An 18,852-nucleotide genomic window follows, 5' to 3' on the forward strand; every position below is an offset into this window, starting at 1 on the left:
CGTTAGTTCCCCCTCGCCTTACTCTGCGTTTTGTCGAGTAAATTCATAAATTCTTCGAACATATAGGTACTGTCATCTGGACCGGGGGCTGCTTCCGGGTGATATTGGACCGAAAATACCGGCAGGCCGTTATGTCGCAAACCTTCGATTGTATTATCATTGACTGCGCGGTGAGTTATTGTCACATCAAGTCCGGCCAATGATTGTTCTTCGATCGCATATCCATGATTTTGCGAAGTAATATATACACGGCCGGTAGTCAAATCCTTAACCGGGTGATTCGATCCGCGATGACCAAACTTCATTTTATACGTATCGCCGCCTAATGCCAGCGCTAAGAGCTGATGGCCCAGGCAGATACCAAATATCGGCTTTTTACCGATCAGTTGGCGCACCGTCTCCACCGGCGCATCTTTCGGATCGCCAGGTCCATTGGACAGGAAGATACCGTCGGGATTGAGGGCTAGTACTTCCTCTGCCGGTGTATTGGCAGGTAATACGGTTATATTGCAGCCAGCTTTGGCCATAGAGTTTAAAATGTTGCGTTTAATTCCAAAATCCATAACTGCAACATGCGCTCCCTGGCCTGGTATTCTATATGCTTTAGGAGTTGTAACCTCTTCCACTACCTCAATAAATGGTGGCGTGGCAAACAATTCGGCAATCTCGATCTCTTTGGCACTTGCTGGTACGATAACGCCTTTCATTGTGCCATGCGCGCGTATCCGTCTGGTAATTGCCCTGGTATCAACACCATATATACAGGGAATATTCCTTGCCTTAAGATAGGAAACCAAGGAGTCTTCCGCTTGCCAGCTGCTGGGTCGGCCACATAATTCACTGATTACAAAGCCGCGCACGAAGGATTGCCGGCCTTGTTCAAAAAGTTCAGCTACACCGTAATTCCCGATGAGCGGATAAGTCATTGTTACAATTTGTCCACAGTAGGACGGATCTGTTAATACTTCCTGGTAACCGGTCATACCGGTGTTGAATACTACTTCCCCGACTGTGTTAGTACCGGAAGCAAGCATCCCTTGGAAAACGCTGCCGTCTTCCAATATCAGTTTGCCATTCATTTAAGCACCTCGCCATTTTGCATAATTATACTGCCGTTCACTATAGTAATTAGCGACTTACCCTTTAAATTCCTGCCTTCAAATGGAGAATGTTTACCACGAGTATAAAATTTTATGCAGTCTACACTCCATTTATATTCAGTGTCAATAATCGCAATATCGGCTGGAGCGCCTACTTTTAGGGCCCCGCTTGCTACTCCAAGAATTTTGGCTGGTGCAAATGACATCTTTTCAATTACTTCCATTAGTGAAAGTTTGCCTGTATGATAAAGTCCTGTAAGGATAACACCAAGTGCTGTTTCCAGACCGGCAAAACCACTGGGAGCATAACGAAATTCCACATCTTTTTCTTCAAAGGCATGAGGAGCATGGTCGGTAGCGATGGCATCAATTGTCCCATCTTTCAGGCCGGCAATCAGCGCCTCAACATGATCAGCCGAGCGGAGCGGCGGATTTACCTTAAAGGCAGTGTTAAAGCTTCTTAGTTCTTCATCTGTCAGTGTCAGGTGATGAGGCGTGGCTTCTGCTGTTACTTTTACGCCACGCTCTTTAGCCTTGCGGATAAGCTCAACCGCTCCCTTACTGCTGACATGGGCGATGTGGAGCGGAGCGCCCGTATATTCGGCCAGCATAATATCTCTGGCTACCGCAATATCTTCGGCAACCGACGGGCGGCCTTTGATTCCCAATATGGCCGATACCGCACCTTCATGCATAAAACCTTCACCGGCAAGCTCCTCATCTTCAGAGTGGGTGATGACCGGGCGTTCAAACATCCCTGTATATTCAAGCCCGGTTTTCAGTAAGCGGGTGCTGTCCAGATGCCCGCCGTCGTCTGAAATCGCTACTGCTCCCGCCTGGATCATATCACCGATTTCAGCCAGTTCCTTGCCTTCTAACCCTTTACTGAGAGCACCGATCACCTTGACATTGACAACACCTTCGGTTTGTCCGCGGTGCATGATCCCTGATACGATAATCGAACTATCCACAACAGGCTTGGTGTTTGGCATACAGGCAATGGTAGTAAACCCGCCTGCCGCTGCAGCCCGTGTACCTGAAGCAATATCTTCTTTAGCCTCAAGCCCCGGTTCCCGCAAGTGGACATGCATATCAACAAGACCTGGCGCGACAACTAACCCCGCCGCATCAATTACCTGGGCTTCGCCTGCATCCAGGTTCTGACCGATGGCGGCAATTTTGCCAGCTTCTATTAAGATATCACCGATAGTGTCCATGTTTTCAGCCGGATTTATGATTCGTCCACCTTTAATTAGCAGTTTCAATGCGAGTCCCTCCCATCAGAACTAAAAATAACAGCGCCATTCTGACTGCCAGGCCATTTTTTACCTGTTCCTGTATTGCCGATTGTTCGCCATAGGCAATGTCTGGTGCAATTTCCAAACCGCGGTTCATCGGGCCGGGATGCATCAGGAGCGCATCAGGTTTAGCTAAGGCTAACCGGTCGGCATTAACACCAAACAGGCGAGCATACTCCCGGGCCGAAGGAAACAACCCTTTTTTCTGCCGTTCGCGCTGAATACGCAGTACATTAACGACATCCGCCTGATCAAGAGCATCTTCGACTCGGTTGTGTACCTTGACACCAACTTTTTCTATATCACGTGGCAGTAGTGTCTGCGGCCCGGCAAGATGAACCTCGGCTCCCATTTTCTGCAGACCCCAGATATTGGAGCGCGCCACCCGGCTATGCAAGATATCGCCGACAATCGCCACTTTAAGTCCAGCAATTTTTCCTTTGTATTGTTTAATCGAAAACATATCCAGCAACCCCTGTGTCGGGTGTTCATGCGCCCCGTCACCGGCATTGATGATAACTGGTTTTACAGCATTGGCAGCATATTGCGATGAGCCTTCCGCCTCATGGCGCATAACGATAATGTCTACGCCCATAGCTTCCACGGTAAGAAGAGTGTCGCGCAAGCTCTCACCTTTAGTTACACTGCTTGAGCTTGTCGAAATGTTAATTACATCAGCTCCAAGATATTTACCGGCCAATTCAAACGAGGTACGTGTCCGGGTGCTATTCTCAAAGAATAGATTCACAATCGCTTTACCGCGTAAGGTTGGTGCTTTCTTAATATCCCTGTCAATAATATTCTTCATTTCTTTCGCCGTATCCAAAATCAAATCCATTTCATCGGCGGACATCGTTTCAAGACCCAGGATATCTTTGTTTCTGAGCGATACTTGAGCTTTACTCATTACACACTCCCCCTTCGTATTATAAAAAACAAACTCCTTGCCAGAATAGCGCAAGGAGTTATTTTATAGCCATGCCAATAAGCACAAACAGCTACCAACATCCTTGCCGACCTCTCAGGATCATTTTAAAGGATAGTATTTGCTTTTGTTAGATATAATAAAAGCCTTCTTGCCGTGAAAAGCGCACAAGAAGGCGTAAATAATCCTTACCGTCCCCTTGCCAGCCTCACAGGACCAGCTTAAAGGCCATATTCTTATTAGCAATAATAATAACAGATTTCGCCAAGGCTTGTCAAGAGGGTATCATCCACTTCGTTTATCCTTCATTCACAACCTCCAGCATACCACTAACATGAATAAATGAATGTAAATTTTCAACAGTCGCTCCTTCATCCGAAAAAGGCCCGTTATTTACTGCATTATTCTCTTGGCTTTCCAGCCTACAAAAGGTTTATGCTTTTTGCTATAAATTCTACTGAATAAGAAACAGCACGCTTGGTTATATCTTCGCAAAGATGCGGGGGATTGCTTGAACTAAATCCTTGTGGTCTTAATTCTCTACATAATAAACTGCCAAAGTTTTGCTGAAAGCCTTTAGAAAAATTATTACATAAATCTATTATTTTTTCTTTTTGAATACCCTTATGAATACCGTAGATACCAATAAACATTAACACCCCTTCAACCAAGCCACATTGAGAACCAAATCTCCCCGCACCATTCATTCCGGTAGAAGCGTCCATGACTTGGGCGTTAATCTCAATAGGATACAATTCTGATAGAATTTTTATAGTCGTTACCGCACAATTAAGGTTCTGGTTCCAGTAATATTCATGTACTCTATTATTTATTAAGTTTTTCATTCTAAGCACGCTCTCCAAATTATTTCCTAATAGTAATAAGCTACTATATTTGTTATAAAGCTACTATTTGAACTCAATGTTTAATGGGTTTGTTAAACCACAAAAGACACAAAGAGCGCAAAGGGTACGAAGTGTAGATTGTTACAGATTAGGGGAACATATGGATAAAGTTGCAATTATAGTATTAAATTACCTAAACTATCAAGATACCATTGAGTGCATCAAGAGTATCGCTATCGATCAGTACCCGCTAAAAGAAATAATTATTGTGGATAATGGGTCGACCAATGATTCTAAAGCAAAGCTGGAAGAAAAGTTCAGGAATAATGCTGGAATCCATTTATTAGTGAATAATAAAAACGCAGGTTTTGCCAGAGGCAATAATTTAGGCATCCGCTATGCCAGAGATATTCTGGGGTGTAGCTTCGTATTGCTTGTGAATAATGACACCATCTTCAATGATCCCAACATGATAACTACTCTAATGGGAGCCTATGAGCCGGGAGTAGGTGTATTGGGTCCACGGATCTTAGCCGCTGACGGACATGAACAAAACCCGGCAAGGGTAATGGTCAGAGGTAACCTACAACAGCATTTGTATTATTGGCGTATAAGGCTTAAGCAAAGTAGTTTGTATCAAAGCCTAAAAAGACTACGGCTAAAGATCTTTAGGGAAAAAAAGAAAAAAAACGGTAAAATTGCGCGCAATAATTTGGCCTTTAAAAGTATCACCTCGGCAAATTTAGTATTACATGGATCCTGTTTTCTCCTTACCACAGATTACTTTAAGTATTACCCTTGGCTTTTTCCGGGTACCTTTCTCTTCTATGAAGAGGCTATTCTTACCATACTGACTGGTAAAGTGAGTCTAGTAAAAAAATTTGTTCATACCACCTACATCTTTCACAAAGAACATCAGGCTACTGAAATGAGTTTTGAGCACAAGAGCAAAAAAACCGAATACTTTCTTGATAGCCTTAACATGGCTAATGAAATCTATTCATTAAACTATAAAACCTTGATAGATATGTATTTTAAACCATAGCAACACTAGTCTTCCATTACATTTGGCATAAAAAAATCCAGAAAATCAACATTAAACAATCGTAATGATCATGTCTTAGCCGTGTTATCCGGCTTCTCTCCGAACACAACTTCCTTCGTAGGCACTTTTTAGTCACTTACTTTACTATTTATTTCTTCTTGTTGAGACTTTATAAGTGGCGTACAAGTTTAAAGCATTATCTCCTTTATATATTTAAAGAGTCTTTTAATGCGGTAAGTGGCGCGCTATATTTTAAATATCGTGGCATTTCCTTATAGATTGCTATCCATCTGTCTAATTTATTTGACGGAAGGTTAGAACGGGTTTCTATGTGTTGAATATAATCATTCAATAATAAATAGGGAGTTTGGTCCGGCAGCATTTTCAAACGTTTCTGAGATTCATAAAATAGTTTTAACTGCCAAGAAAAGTACCGAATATGTTCTCCAAAAATTTTATTTCTTAAATGAACAAAACTTCTTTTCTTTTTATAACGAAATGACTGCTGATTTTCATGAGCACGATAATAATTTAATTTTTTATTGAGAGGTTTAGCGCGCCCCATTAAGGATAAAACCGTTGCTAGCCATGTATCGTGACCAATAAACGAAGGAAATGAACCCGTATATTCTAAAGCACTTTTTCTAATTGCCATTGCACAGCCATGTACCGCCAAAATGGAAGTTAAATAAGTATTTGCATTAAATTTTTTATAATCAAAATGTTTATAATTCCACAGCGAATCCCATAAAATATTTAGGTTTTTATCAGTAATATATGAATCTGAAAATATCATATAAGCATTAGGGTCGGCATTAAATGCTGCAACCATTTCCTCAATTTTATTAGGTAGCCAAACATCATCTTGATCAGAAAAAAAGATGATGTCGCCGTTACACATATTGACGGCCTGTGTGAAATTTTGTATATAACCGAGGTTAACCGGATTTTGATGCAGTTTTATTATCGAACTGTTACTATTCTTAATAATATTTAGTGTATTATCGGTTGATTTATCATCACAAATGATTATTTCATCTGCTGGAACGGTTTGAGATAAAATACTGTTAATTTGTTCGCTTACATATTTTTCTCCATTATAAGTACACATCGCTACAGAGATTCTCACATTATCACCTCAATATTATCGATAGAACGGGACAAGGGGACAGGTTCGCTGTCCCCTATATATTATTAATCTACTTTTCGATACTACATTCTTACTAATTGCCGTATTGCAATGCCTTTGTATAGACTGTATCTTTATTCGGGACAGATAACCTGTCCCTTCACCGAATCCCAGTTCCGATACATCCTTTTAAACCTTGAAACTCGACCATCCACTGCCTTCATCTTCGATTAGCGGACGTACCGAGTATGGGTATTCAGTTTTAAATACTCTTCTAATGTTTATGCAAGGTGAATTCACCTTCCTATTATATATTATATATTATATATGTGTTTTTAAATTATATAATATATGTGTTTATTAAATGTTTTTTAGTGTGTGTTTAGTGGGCAGAAGGGATGACTCGCCTTCTACTAATCGATTGCCTGCTTAACGTAAGTACCTTTTAATGGCTTCTGCCTTGGAACTGTTAAGCGGCGTGGATCGGCTACAATTAACTAGACAGAAAAACGGCCTAAAAGAAATAAGTAAACCACGTTGCCGCCCAGTTTTTGACGTGTAGCGTGGTTTACTTATTTGAATTGACAGAGTAGCCTATTTTCGTATACGCTGAGTAATATAAATCAGGTAGGGAGCGCACAAATGATGGTATTAAAAAAGCTACTCAAGATGAGCGGACAAGTTTTGCTTCTATGGATTATCTACTGGCTGGGCAACCAAATTACTGCCGTAATCGGTTTGCCTGTCCCAGGTACGGTATTTGGCATGATCCTGCTGTTTGGGCTTTTGTTGTGTGGCATTCTTAAACTTAGCTATATTCAGGAGGCTGCCGATTTTTTACTTAAGCATATGTTGTTTTTCTTTATCCCGGTTGCTGTCGGTCTAATGGATTGGGGCGCCGTGTTTTATGAACATGGTGTGGTATTGGCGGCTGCTTTGCTAGCCGGAGCTGTTTTACCGTTCTTTACGGTAGGTATAATTACACGGGTGCTACACAAGGAGGGGCAATGATGGACACGGCTCTAACGCTTGCTTTTGTGATCATGACGGTTGCCGTTTATCTGTTGAGCCGGTACCTGTATTTTAGATACAATAATCCGCTCATTAATATCGTCCTGCTGAGTGCAGCGGTTATTATCGCTGTTTTGGTTATCTGCAAAATGCCTTATCAAGCCTACGTTCCGGCAAAAGACGTGATGACGTTTTTACTTGGACCGGCTACGGTTGCTCTTGCCGTGCCGCTGTACCGGAACCGGCATTTATTGAAACAATACGGTTCGGCAATTTTTATGGGGGTTGGTATCGGCACGCTGGTATCCATGGCAACTGTACTGTTTATTACCAGGGCCGGTGGCTTATCAAGAGAAATCATTGTATCAATTATCCCGAAATCTTCAACCATTCCGTTTGCCGTCGAAGTGGCGCAACTGGCAGGCGGCAATTCTGCGTTGGCGGTAGCTTTCGTTGTGGCTACCGGAACGTTTGGCTCGGTAATCGGGTTAACCCTGCTTTCCTGGTTTAAGATCTATGATCCTGTAGCCCGCGGGCTGGCCATGGGGACAGTATCGCACGGCCAAGGGACCGCAATGGCTCTCCTAGAAGGCGAGCAGCAGGGGTCTATGGCCGGAGTGGCCATGGCGCTGGCTGGGGTGTTTACTTCGATGCTGGCGCCTGTACTTATTGCCTGGCTTGTACAGTGATCAGACTATGGATAAGACCAATTCGACGCGCCCGCAGGAAAGGTCAAGAGAATCAGATGGACGTTCTTGTGCGCCAAGAAGCGCACAGAAACGTCCCTTATTGCGTAAGCAGAATACCACATGCTATGCATGTGGTATTCTGCTTACGCAATAAAAGCGACAGGAATGCTCTGTCGCCTAGTATCTCTTTAATGTCATGCTCTCCGATGTTTCTCAGGTAAATTATATCCGATTTGACGTATCGGAACGCATTTGTATTCATTTCCTTTACTGTCGCTAATCGTTCGAATATTTGCAAGGGAAAATAGGTTCTCCGACCACACGCTGTATATAATATCTAAACTTTCGATATTGCCTGTTCAGCCATACCTATTTTAAAGCAATTTCAAACTCTTCATTTTTTTATTTGCAAGCAACCTATTGCGGTTGTGAATACAGATATTGCCTACTAGTTTGATCTTTCCTCGTAACTCCAAACATACTTTTGCGTACGTCATCTCCTCTGGAAGATCAAACTCATCCCATTGTGCAAAACCAAGTGATACAAGCTGTGATGTTGTCTTTGGACATAGATGCATCACACATCTTCCGTCAATGAGCTTCAATGCAGCCTGAACAAACGGATAAGAAAAGTTCCTCCCCTGTTGCTCAAAATATTTTGGTCCAAGGATATTGAACCCGCCGACAGGATCTTCAAATGCTATAAAATCCACACCAGCATCAAGTGCTTTTTCTATATACTTCAATAGTTCTAATCTCATCTTTTCCATGGTTACAGTGATTATTTCCGGTTCTTTTCTCCAAATTTTAAACAGCTTAGCTATATCAATCAAGTTATTAAGTGTTGTGATAGGGCCGCAAATTTCAACACCCACTGACTCACCTTTGGCTTTCAAAATAGAAATGGACTTAATGACCTCCCCTAGCCTTCCCTTCCCAAAATCCAACTCAGGTAATCTAAGGAGATCTTCTGCCGAGGAATAGATAGGCATATTACATCTAGGTCCAATCCTTGCATTTCCAAGCTCAATATCTCCACCATAATTTTCTGCCTCCACAGTATGGCAGAATGGAATCATACAAACTGCACCATGCTCCTGTTCGCGAACAACCGCTGCAATTTTAGCAATCCCTTCTGCATAGGTATAAGCTTGGGGAAATTCCAACCCCACTTGTTCAACAACCTTTTCGTCAAATCCACAAATATCAGATCCCAACGGACATTTTACATCAACAAACTCCATCCATCTAACCCCCCTTCAGATTGAAATGGCAAACTTCATCACACTGCCCAGAAAGAACAGAGTCAAGAAATGATATATGGTAAGAAATAGGCAGCTTATAACGACTATACGCCAATTAAACGATTAACCAATTTAACAGCTTCCACTGCACTTGCCGCATATCCATCAGCACCTATCTTCTTGGCAAAAGCAGCTGAAATAGGTCCTCCGCCTACAACAACCTTTACATTTTCACGCAGACCTTCTCTATTCAGTAAATCAATAACCTCTTTCATATTTTCGGTACTAGTGGACATTAAAGTTGCAAGCGCAACTACACCTGCTCCAGTGTTTTTGACAGAATCAATAAAAGCTACAGCAGGAACATTGCGTCCCAAGTCGATAAGTTCATATCCCGCTGTTTCCAGCATGATTTTCACCAGATTCTTCCCAATATCATGGGTATCACCTTCTACAACGCCGATGACCACCTTAGTCTTTTGCTTATAATCAGATTTTCCCAAATGTGGGCGTAACACATCCAGGCCATTATACATGGCATCAGAACAAATCAAGAGTTCAGGTATAAAATATTCTTCATTTTCATACAAGTCGGCAGCCTTATTCATTCCGTCTACCAATCCATACAGAAGACCCTCAATAGCGGGATATCCGGATTGTATATATTCTTCTGCTGTGGAAATGATTTTGTCATCTTCCATTTCCACAACGCACTCTGATAATGATTTTAGTAATTCTTCCTTGTTCTCCATCTCAATCTATTCCCTTCTTAATTTGATCTGCACAACAGCTTACTTACCACTTTGAATCATTTCTCTAACACGTTCAGGACAAACAGGATAACCAACCTCACGTACAGTATCCATCATCGTTTGAATATTTTCAAAAGGCGTTTCTACAGGTAAGCTGCACCCAGACATAATCACATAGCCTTTAGGAGAATCATAAGCATCCAAAATTCCCTCCAAGGTTTTAGTACGAACATCTTGTGGAGTTCCTGAATACATGATTCCACCGGGATCTACGTTACCCATAATTTTGGTTTGCGAACCAACAGCCAGCTTACATTCCTTTAAGCTGGCTACATTATCAATGCTGATACCGCCAATCCCCAGCTCAACAACGTCCCTCCATATTTTGTCAGTTTGGCCGCAAATATGCACAACTGGGTTAGACCCATAGCTTTTTATAAAGTCTACAAGCTCTTTAAGATAAGGTAAAGAAAATTCACGAAAAACCTTGGGGCTGACTACAGTACAGGATGACATTGGTTCTGATATAGTGGGATTTAAGCCAATATCCAGTGCCGCTTTAGCATAAGCTTTACAGGTTTCGAGGGAAACCCGACAAAGCTTATGTACTGCTTCAGGGTTTTTGTGAATAAGCTTTAGCGTTTTGCTTGTATTGAATAAAAAAAATGCATTAGTAAATGCTCCTACAATACCTGCAGAACATGTTATTTCATCCTTTGCAAGATCCTTTAGATATTTCATTGCTTCCAGTTGCACCGGCAGCCGTCCATCCTTATAGGGATTAGCTGGGTGAAGTTTATCAATGTCCTCCACACTGGAAATTGCAGGTTTTAGCAAATCAGCCGTATCATCATCTGGATAAGCAACTGTGGCACCCATTGCTTCTGCCCATGGGAATAAATCAGTAAAAATGCGCAAACCATCGCAGCCAAACTTACGATACGCAGCCATTTGTGCCTCGGCAATAGCTTTAGGATTGTGATTAAACTCGGAAATTTTGCAGCCATAGACTCTGGCAACTCCATTTGCGATATTGGGGTTACATGGCAATCTATCTACCTCTGAGCCATTAGCAATAGCAGCAGCTCTTTGAGCTGGCGTCATTTGATCTTGCATATCAATTCAGTCCCCTCTTTAGTATTGAATTCAGGTAAAGGACGGTGTATTGTCATCACTAACACCGTCCCATTTTCTGTAACATTATGAAATTCAATAATTAGTTATTTATTGTCCAATGCAAAATCCGGTGTTTGATTGTATCAAAGATATACATAATCAAGACTAAAACCGCAGCTGTAAATAAGAAGCCCAGCATTACCACATCAAACTTTGCAAAGTCAGAATAGTATTGAACAAAATAGGCCATACCAGAGCTTGCGCCGAACATTTCAGCAACAGCCAACATCATAAATGATAAGGTTAAGGCTATGGAACAACCAACCAAAATGCTAGGAGATGCCGCCGGCAAAATAATATGGAAAAGCATTTCTATTTTCGGCATTTCCAAGGTTGACGCAGTTTCCAAATAACGTTTGTCAATACTCATAACGGCACCGATGGTTGTCCCCAAAATCACCCAGAATGCAGCCAGCCAAATCAAAAAGATAGAAGCTGTCTGGAAAGTTGGAAACAAGTTGATCGCATAGGGTGTAAGAAGTGGCACCGGAATAGCACTGAAAGCATAGATATAAGGTGTCACGTTTCTGCGCAAACCGCTTTTTAAACCAATCAGAGTGCCAAGTGTAATTGCACTGATAACAGCCAAAACATAAGCAGTACCCAACAAATACAACGAACTTTTTAAACCGTTCAACAGCTGGCCAATATATTGAGGAAACAGTTTGATAACTTTAAAGATGCTTGGAAAAAGAAAGGTGGATAAAACTCCAAACACATCAGTCAGCAAGATATAGCCAAGCAAAATGCAAATACCTATAGTGATAATGCCACTATAATTTTTGGCAATTTTCCCCATCAACAAATACCTCTTTTCAAACTTGACAGAAAATTGTCAAATTAAATTTTCCCTTAACAACAAAACAATTTCACTCTGCGTTGTTTTTGTTGAATTGAACAAGTTTATCTTTAAAGAATTGGCTATCAGGATAATCGCTAATCAAAGAATCCAAAGCCTTTTTATAAATTTTAGTATTGATATGATCTTCGATTTTGATTTTGTTATCTTTTATATAACCGAATTTACCCATTTTGTTCCACATCTTGACTACACTGTCTTTGTATGGGTCAGAATCGTATTTCATATGCTCGCTCTTAACAAAGCTTGCTACAGTAGCTTTGTCAAGGTCAAGTTTTTTTACAACCAAATCAACAACTTCGTCCTTGTTGCCCTGCATTGCTTCTTCAGCTCTCAAATATGCACGGAGCAACCGATACAGCGCTTCTTGATTTTTTTCGTCTTTCATCCATGTGCCTGTAGCAAGCATACGACAGCAGGAATGGTTTGGCCAGTACTCATCAGGCCACATTTTGACTTTCAAGCCTAGATCGGCTGCTTGCAATTCATAACCGGTTGCGGTTGCCCCAAAGTCAACTTCGCCGCTGGCTATAGCTTGTAAAACCTCTTGGTTTTTCTTATATTCAACAAAGGTTACATCATTAAGTAGACCTGCATCATATAATATACCTTTCAAGACGATATCAGGTGTGCCACCACGAGTAATACCAATTTTTTTGCCACGAAAGCTTTCCAGGCCTGTCCATTCGGTTTCAGGTTTAGCAAAGCAAGGTGTTTCACCAATAATCATATAGCCGCCGAAAACGGTAAAATCTTGGCCATTAGCAATTTGAATGAGTGGACCACCAGTACCGTAGGTAGAGATTACATCAACCTTGCCACCGGCAAGAGCTGTGAAAGCATCTGTACCATTGTTGATATATACCATATTGACATCAACGCCTTCTTCTTTTAAGAACCCGCGAGCTTCAGCTATATATTGGAAAACTTGTCCGGAGTTGTTTTGAGCAGCAACGGAAATTTTCAAAACATCGGTTTTGGTATTGGCGGTACCTTTAGTATTTGTACTAGTACTAGAAGCACAGCCTACAAGTGCAAGCGACGCAACTAAACAAAAAATAATTACGAATAATAGTTTTTTCATTAATTAGTTAGCCTTCTTTCTTTTGAAAAATGATACTTTTTCCGGATGGTTGCCAACAACGGCCTTCGCTTTTTCTTGCTTCAGGCGATGTGCTTTTTCGTGAACTTCATCATTGATGATTTTCATCAAGAGGTTGCGTAAATCCAACACCGCTGGATCCGTAAACAAGGTTTCCCGTCTTGGCTTTGTTTCTTCGGTAAATGAATGAGTATAAATGATTTTGCTTGGAGCTTGTCCCAAAACCAAAATATCTGTTGCCAGCAGCAATGCCTCGTCAACACTGTGGGTTACAAAAAAGATAGTCTTGCGGTTTTCCTTTCCATTTTGCCACAACTCCAAAACGGTATCTTGCAACAATGCTTTGGTAACAGCATCCAAAGCCCCAAAAGGCTCATCCATCAAGAGCAATGGAGCATCCATTGCAAAAGCACGAGCGGTTGCAAAACGTTGCTTTTGCCCCCCAGAAAGGTTCATTGGGAATTTGTCAAAAAGGTCTTCGTCCAAGCCCAAATTGCGCACCCATTCCAAAGCTACCTCTTTTCTTTTGTGTTTATCCCACTCCTTATACCTTTGCTTTAATGCAATGCAGATGTTATCACCAGCTGTCATCCATGGGAATAAGCCATAATCCTGAAATACCATAGCTCTATCTAGGCTTGGCCCGGTAACAGGCTTACCAGCAACTCGCAGCTGCTCAGAATTTGACTTTTCTAAACCAGCAAGCAATCGTAAAAGCGTACTTTTTCCACAACCAGATTGTCCCAAAAGACAAACAAAATCACCGGCTTTGGCTTTATAATCTACGCCACTTAAAACCAACTCCCCGTCATAACCAAATTGCAAATTATTCATTGATACATCTAGCATATAAACCTCCATAATTCCTGCGATTTTATTCGTTGTAGGTCATTAGGGCTTCCATTCCTCATCTAAATAATAATCATGATTACTTCTAATATGGTCATCCCCTTTTATTAAACACTTTCTCCTGCTAAAACAGCAACAATATAAACATTTTGTTAAAAATACATCTTTATGCTTCAAAAGTTGAATAACCACAGTAATATATAGTAAATGTATAATAGATATACAGTAAATATACAATATTAACCCATATTCCGCAAGTCGTCATATAAATGGAAAGCGAAAATAATTCAAAAAACAGCTTTACAGAAAGCCGTTTAGCAAAAATTCAAGAGACTATTAATCATATGGTACATTGGCGAGAAGCTAATTCTAAAATTTTACCAGGATTGTTGATTGAAACATTGATTATGAGGTGTATTATAGGTTTATCCGTAGGATATCAAAATAGCTTAACTGGTACCCAACATAAAATGGTCACCAGTTAAGCTATTTTGATTTACACTGAATTACTGCGAAGCTATACTCCAAGAGACTATGGGAACCGCTAAATGCATAGTTGTCGGTAACCCGGTCTCCGGTAAAGTTCTATTTATCACAGCCAATATTAGCTTCTAGATTTTTCATGGTTTCACGTAATTTTTTTTGATAAGCTGCCGTTAGGGCAAGCATTCGGTAGTCAGTGAGAAAACTAATTTTCTCATCCTTTATTTTGCTGCTATCATTTTGACAACTTGTGTTTACTGATCATTCTCAAGTAAGGCACCTTGTAGTAAACGGTAAAATTAAAGTGTTGTCAGTTGCGACAGAGCAACATCTGGCTGATCCTCTATTCAAGGCTGTGCCGACTTTTAAGGAACAAGGTCTAGCTGTAGTATTTAGTCTTTGGCTTGGAGTTGGAGCTCCGAAAGGACTATCGAGAGATGTGAAAGAAAAACTAGTCAAAGGGATTAAGCTAATTATTCATGATGAGGCTATAAAAAAAGATTTGGAGAACTTTGGGATAACCATTGAATACCTCGGACCACAAGAGTTTAGCGAAAAGTGGAATAGTGAAACTGAACACCTTACAAAAGTGGTAAAAGAAACTGGAATCGCCGAGCTTATAGCGGCGAAAAAACTAACTGATAACTTCTAATTCAGAGCATCAGGAAAGCGGTTTCTGTTCCTTGGGTTTATTTATTTCCGATTGAATAATATTATTTTTGTAGAAAACTAATATATCAGCCAAGAAAAAATGCATCTTCAATGTTTTGAGGATGCATTTTTTTGATAAAACAAAAAACTTTTGAGAAATCATCTCAAAAGCTTCATTTTGGTGCGGTAGAATGGATTTGAACCATCACGAGGTTGCCCCCGCCAGCCCCTCAAGCTGGTGCGTCTGCCGTTCCGCCACTACCGCATATTTGATTTTCAATCTTCGACTTACGATTTTCGTAAGAATATTGAATGTCGTATATCGAACGTCTAGTTGGTGCGGCCGAGTGGATTTGAACCACCACGAGGTTGCCCCCACTAGCTCCTGAGGCTAGCGCGTCTGCCGTTCCGCCACGGCCGCATGATCAATTATCAACAATCGATATTATATGACAAAATAGCTGTTTCGTCAAGCACAAATATTATGGAGTCTTACTTTGAAACTATTCTAAGCTTTTATCACCCTTTGCACAACCTGCTATATCTTATCATACCGTAAATTACCGTCAATAACTAAACATCAGATGAGGTTACCCCCATCTGATGTTTAGTCTCACTTTATCTTTTGCGGCGAGTTAAGACTCCCGCCTCTGCAGGCGGCGTTTGTTCAGGTGGGGTAGACTCCCCACCTGAACCCGCCGATGTTTCAGCTATGCTGAAACAAGTTCACTCATTTGGCAGCACTAAACCCCCACTGCCAGGCATTCCATAGATTACCAGCCGGATTTGGATTGGTCTGGTAGTTAGCCACTGTTTCTTTTACAGCAGCAATATTCCCTCTAAAGTACAGCGGCACAACAGGACAATCTTCTCTGATTATATCCTGAATGCGAAAATAAATATCTTTTCTGGCAGTAACATCTACTGTTTTCGTCCCCAGTTCAGTCAATTTATCGATCTCCGGATTACGCCAACCAGAATAATTCTGGCCGTCATTGCCACGACCTGGGATTTTTCGCGAATGCCAAAGATTGAGATTATCTGGATCAACGCCGGCAACCCAGGCATAAATAGCCGCCTCAAATCGACGGTTCTTTAAAATATCACTAAAAAACAGCTGTGTATCAACAGGCCGTACTTCAACAGTAATACCAACTTCTTTAAGCTGTTCAACAATCTTTTGCGCCGTTTGTTCCCGTTGTCTATTACCGTTGGGGATAGCCAGCGCAAATGCCAGTTTCTTGTTTTCCTTGGTCATTATCCCGTCCGGTCCGGGAGTCCAGCCAGCTTGCGTCAATAATTCACGGGCAATGTTAACATCTCTGGTGGGCGGCTGCTGCATTGGATTGTAGGCCCAGGATAAAGGCGACTGATCACCATAAGCTGGAACAGCAACCCCTTTAAGTACATTCGCAACAATGGCTTGACGGTCAATAGCAGCGGCAATGGCTTGACGCACCCGCAGGTCTTGAAACAATACATTATCAAGGTTAAAATCCATATGCTCCCAAACCATAGTTGGTTCAATAACTGTTCGTATCCCGTCTATGGTCTTGACCTGTTCAAAATTAGAAAAGGCAATATTACCGACAACATCCAATTCTCCTGTTTTTAGCTGCGTGAGCAAAAGGTTTTGTTCAGGAACAATTTTATAAACAATACTGTCTAAAACTGGTTTACCACGATAATAGCCGGGGTTGGCATCAAAAATAAGAGCCTCCGCCACCTGCCATTCCCTAAATTTAAATGGACCAGTACCGATTGGCGCTCGGTTAAAAGGATCTTTATTGAGATCGCCGACATTTTCCAACTTATGTTTTGGCAATATTGTGCCAAACAACGTTAAATATGGCGCATAGTATTCGCGAAACTTGACAACAACAGTATATTTATCCGGGGTCTCAATAGAACTAATCTGATCATAGCCAGTTCTTGACACAACATTTACTTTCGGATTCATAATATACTGCCAGGTAAACTTAACATCTGCGGCAGTAAAAGGTGTGCCGTCATGCCATGTTACTCCCTGACGCAAACGGTATGTTACTGTACGCCCGTCGGCAGCAACACCTCCATTAGCAGTTGTTGGCACACCAACTGCTAAATCTGGAACCCATTCCCCTTTATCCCCGGTAACTACCAAGCCGCTAAACACTAGTTTACCTACTTCAGCGGTCGCCAATAGATTAGAAATCAGTGGATTGAGCGTGTTAGGCTCATTCAAACTGCCATACTTAAGTTGACCACCCTGCTGAACATTCACTTTTTTCTCTTCTGGAGTCAAAGTATCTGCCTTATGACTACAACCGGTAATGACAACAATGAATAGTACCAATAATAGAATCATTAGCTTACGCATTTATGATGCATTCTCCTCATTTCCCTTGTTCTAAAACTTATCTACCATATAATTCTATATACCGTTTCTTACTGAACATTACTTTTTCTACATACTCTCTGGTCTCTTTAAAAGGGATTTGCTGAATATCGTCAAAATCTTTGGACCAACCATACCGTTCAATCCATTGCTTCACATTGCCGCGACCGCCATTATAAGCGGCAAGAATTAATACCTCATTGCCGCCAAACTCTTTTTTCAAGGAGGCCAAATACCAGCTGCCAAACCGAATGTTCAGGTCCGGATCTATCAAATCGGCGGTCATGTATTCTGTTTCTCCAAGCTGTTCGGCTATCCATCGACCGGTTTCAGGCATAATTTGCATTAATCCTAATGCCCCTTTGGGTGACCGGGCTTCACTAATAAATTTACTTTCTGTTCGAATAACACCGGTGACTAAAAATGGGTCGAGTTCTCGTTCCAGTGCATAGGTATATACGGCTTCCTGATATAAAAATGGATACATATACTTCTTCTGAAACCAATCACTGGCGAATACAGCATATACTCCTATGGCAGCTAATAACAGACCAATTATCAGGACTTTCAGCCAAGTCCAGATACGCAATAAAATCACTCCGTAATAAGAAAATCACTGTAGAAAATTATGTGTACACTCGCTAAAAAATACCACTAATTTTAACTGCTCTTCAATATATACAACATGTTACAGCCTGGATCTGCACATTTTAATGCGGAATATCTATCTCTTTCCAAGCTTTTTGGACATTTTTTTTGGTAATTTCGATAGCGTCACCGTTATTAATAACAACATCGGCATATTTCAGCTTTTCCGTAAGTGAAAGCTGGGCATTGATTCTGGCTTGTGCAGCCTCCCTGCCACTATTGTCACGCGCCATTAGCCGCTTGAGCTGCGTCTGTTCATTGACATAGACTACCCATACGGCATCAACCCTGGTATGCCACCCCACTTCAATTAAGAGCGGGGCATCAAGTACAACCACAGCAAAACCGCCTGCCGAGGCAGCAGCCATAGCCGCTTTTGCTGCTGCTTCAATATGTGGATGGGTAATCTCTTCTAGTTCAGAGCGAGCCTGCTTGTTGGCAAATACCAATTGGCCCAGATGTTTGCGGTCAATTTCGCCATTATCCTGAACAATATCCTGACCAAATTTTTCAATAATTTCTTGCCAGGCTGGTTTTCCCGGTTGCGTAACCTCTCGGGAAAGCTTGTCAGCATCAACAATAAATGCACCTAATTCACTAAGCATCCGGCTTACTGTGCTTTTACCGCTCGCAATTCCTCCGGTTAATCCAATTAAATACATGCTTTAT

19 protein-coding genes and 2 tRNA genes are annotated in these 18,852 nt (G+C 41.4%); 5 read left to right on the forward strand and 16 right to left on the reverse strand.

Going from position 1 to position 18,852, the window contains the following annotated elements:
- Positions 1-2 precede the first annotated feature (2 nt).
- The 4 genes from carA to SALPA_RS26710 form a co-directional block, all read right to left on the reverse strand.
- Positions 3-1,079, reverse strand: a complete 1,077-nt coding sequence (carA, locus tag SALPA_RS26695; RefSeq protein ID WP_145101256.1) for a glutamine-hydrolyzing carbamoyl-phosphate synthase small subunit — start codon at positions 1,077-1,079, stop codon at positions 3-5.
- Positions 1,076-2,365, reverse strand: a complete 1,290-nt coding sequence (locus SALPA_RS26700) for a dihydroorotase (protein ID WP_145101258.1) — start codon at positions 2,363-2,365, stop codon at positions 1,076-1,078. The genes carA and SALPA_RS26700 overlap by 4 nt, the downstream gene beginning before the upstream one ends.
- On the reverse strand, positions 2,349-3,305 hold the full coding sequence (locus SALPA_RS26705; RefSeq protein ID WP_145101261.1) for an aspartate carbamoyltransferase catalytic subunit: 957 nt from the start codon (positions 3,303-3,305) through the stop codon (positions 2,349-2,351). The genes SALPA_RS26700 and SALPA_RS26705 overlap by 17 nt, the downstream gene beginning before the upstream one ends.
- Before the next feature lie 440 nt (positions 3,306-3,745).
- Positions 3,746-4,168 carry a C-GCAxxG-C-C family protein gene (locus tag SALPA_RS26710; protein ID WP_145101263.1) on the reverse strand — a complete coding sequence of 141 codons (423 nt, stop codon included), beginning with the start codon at positions 4,166-4,168 and terminating at the stop codon, positions 3,746-3,748.
- Between the two features lie 160 nt (positions 4,169-4,328).
- Here SALPA_RS26710 and SALPA_RS26715 point away from each other — a divergent pair, with 160 nt between their 5' ends.
- Positions 4,329-5,213, forward strand: coding sequence for a glycosyltransferase (locus tag SALPA_RS26715; protein WP_186451244.1), 885 nt, complete (start codon positions 4,329-4,331; stop codon positions 5,211-5,213).
- A 205-nt stretch (positions 5,214-5,418) separates the two neighbouring features.
- Here SALPA_RS26715 and SALPA_RS26720 read toward each other — a convergent pair whose 3' ends face one another.
- Complete coding sequence (locus SALPA_RS26720) at positions 5,419-6,342, reverse strand: glycosyltransferase family 2 protein (protein WP_145101267.1); 924 nt, start codon at positions 6,340-6,342, stop codon at positions 5,419-5,421.
- Between the two features lie 642 nt (positions 6,343-6,984).
- Here SALPA_RS26720 and SALPA_RS26725 point away from each other — a divergent pair.
- Both SALPA_RS26725 and SALPA_RS26730 read left to right on the forward strand, forming a co-directional pair.
- Positions 6,985-7,353: a CidA/LrgA family protein gene (locus SALPA_RS26725; protein ID WP_222428134.1), complete on the forward strand. Its 369-nt coding sequence runs from the start codon at positions 6,985-6,987 to the stop codon at positions 7,351-7,353.
- On the forward strand, positions 7,350-8,042 hold the full coding sequence (locus tag SALPA_RS26730) for an LrgB family protein (protein ID WP_255451377.1): 693 nt from the start codon (positions 7,350-7,352) through the stop codon (positions 8,040-8,042). Before SALPA_RS26725 ends, SALPA_RS26730 begins: the two co-directional genes overlap by 4 nt.
- A gap of 374 nt (positions 8,043-8,416) precedes the next feature.
- Here SALPA_RS26730 and SALPA_RS26735 read toward each other — a convergent pair whose 3' ends face one another.
- From SALPA_RS26735 to SALPA_RS26760, 6 genes are all read right to left on the reverse strand, one after another.
- Positions 8,417-9,286: a uroporphyrinogen decarboxylase family protein gene (locus SALPA_RS26735; RefSeq protein WP_145101269.1), complete on the reverse strand. Its 870-nt coding sequence runs from the start codon at positions 9,284-9,286 to the stop codon at positions 8,417-8,419.
- A 104-nt stretch (positions 9,287-9,390) separates the two neighbouring features.
- Positions 9,391-10,038: a corrinoid protein gene (locus tag SALPA_RS26740; RefSeq protein WP_145101271.1), complete on the reverse strand. Its 648-nt coding sequence runs from the start codon at positions 10,036-10,038 to the stop codon at positions 9,391-9,393.
- Between the two features lie 39 nt (positions 10,039-10,077).
- Positions 10,078-11,154: a uroporphyrinogen decarboxylase family protein gene (locus SALPA_RS26745; RefSeq protein WP_145101273.1), complete on the reverse strand. Its 1,077-nt coding sequence runs from the start codon at positions 11,152-11,154 to the stop codon at positions 10,078-10,080.
- A 100-nt stretch (positions 11,155-11,254) separates the two neighbouring features.
- Positions 11,255-12,013 carry an ABC transporter permease gene (locus SALPA_RS26750; RefSeq protein ID WP_145101275.1) on the reverse strand — a complete coding sequence of 253 codons (759 nt, stop codon included), beginning with the start codon at positions 12,011-12,013 and terminating at the stop codon, positions 11,255-11,257.
- Between the two features lie 70 nt (positions 12,014-12,083).
- Positions 12,084-13,157 (reverse strand): ABC transporter substrate-binding protein, encoded by a 1,074-nt coding sequence (locus tag SALPA_RS26755; protein ID WP_145101277.1) that lies wholly within the window; start codon positions 13,155-13,157, stop codon positions 12,084-12,086.
- Positions 13,158-13,160: 3 nt separating this feature from the next.
- Positions 13,161-14,024, reverse strand: a complete 864-nt coding sequence (locus SALPA_RS26760; protein ID WP_145101278.1) for an ABC transporter ATP-binding protein — start codon at positions 14,022-14,024, stop codon at positions 13,161-13,163.
- 269 nt (positions 14,025-14,293) lie between these two features.
- Here SALPA_RS26760 and SALPA_RS26765 point away from each other — a divergent pair, with 269 nt between their 5' ends.
- Both SALPA_RS26765 and SALPA_RS26770 read left to right on the forward strand, forming a co-directional pair.
- Positions 14,294-14,509: a hypothetical protein gene (locus SALPA_RS26765; protein WP_145101280.1), complete on the forward strand. Its 216-nt coding sequence runs from the start codon at positions 14,294-14,296 to the stop codon at positions 14,507-14,509.
- A gap of 248 nt (positions 14,510-14,757) precedes the next feature.
- Positions 14,758-15,159, forward strand: a complete 402-nt coding sequence (locus SALPA_RS26770; protein ID WP_145101281.1) for a tripartite tricarboxylate transporter substrate-binding protein — start codon at positions 14,758-14,760, stop codon at positions 15,157-15,159.
- 178 nt (positions 15,160-15,337) lie between these two features.
- On the opposite strand, the gene SALPA_RS26775 is transcribed toward SALPA_RS26770, so the two are convergent.
- From SALPA_RS26775 to coaE, 5 genes are all read right to left on the reverse strand, one after another.
- Positions 15,338-15,423, reverse strand: a tRNA-Leu gene (locus tag SALPA_RS26775).
- Positions 15,424-15,493: 70 nt separating this feature from the next.
- A tRNA-Leu gene (locus SALPA_RS26780) sits at positions 15,494-15,579 on the reverse strand.
- Positions 15,580-15,888: 309 nt separating this feature from the next.
- Positions 15,889-17,517 carry a peptide ABC transporter substrate-binding protein gene (locus SALPA_RS26785; protein WP_145101283.1) on the reverse strand — a complete coding sequence of 543 codons (1,629 nt, stop codon included), beginning with the start codon at positions 17,515-17,517 and terminating at the stop codon, positions 15,889-15,891.
- A 37-nt stretch (positions 17,518-17,554) separates the two neighbouring features.
- Positions 17,555-18,124, reverse strand: a complete 570-nt coding sequence (locus SALPA_RS26790) for a lytic transglycosylase domain-containing protein (RefSeq protein ID WP_145101285.1) — start codon at positions 18,122-18,124, stop codon at positions 17,555-17,557.
- Positions 18,125-18,245: 121 nt separating this feature from the next.
- Positions 18,246-18,845 (reverse strand): dephospho-CoA kinase, encoded by a 600-nt coding sequence (coaE, locus tag SALPA_RS26795; RefSeq protein ID WP_145101286.1) that lies wholly within the window; start codon positions 18,843-18,845, stop codon positions 18,246-18,248.
- Between the last annotated feature and the right edge of the window lie 7 nt (positions 18,846-18,852).

Origin of the sequence: Sporomusa sp. KB1 (assembly GCF_007830295.1) — a bacterium.
Classification (GTDB): Bacteria; Bacillota; Negativicutes; order Sporomusales; family Sporomusaceae; genus Sporomusa.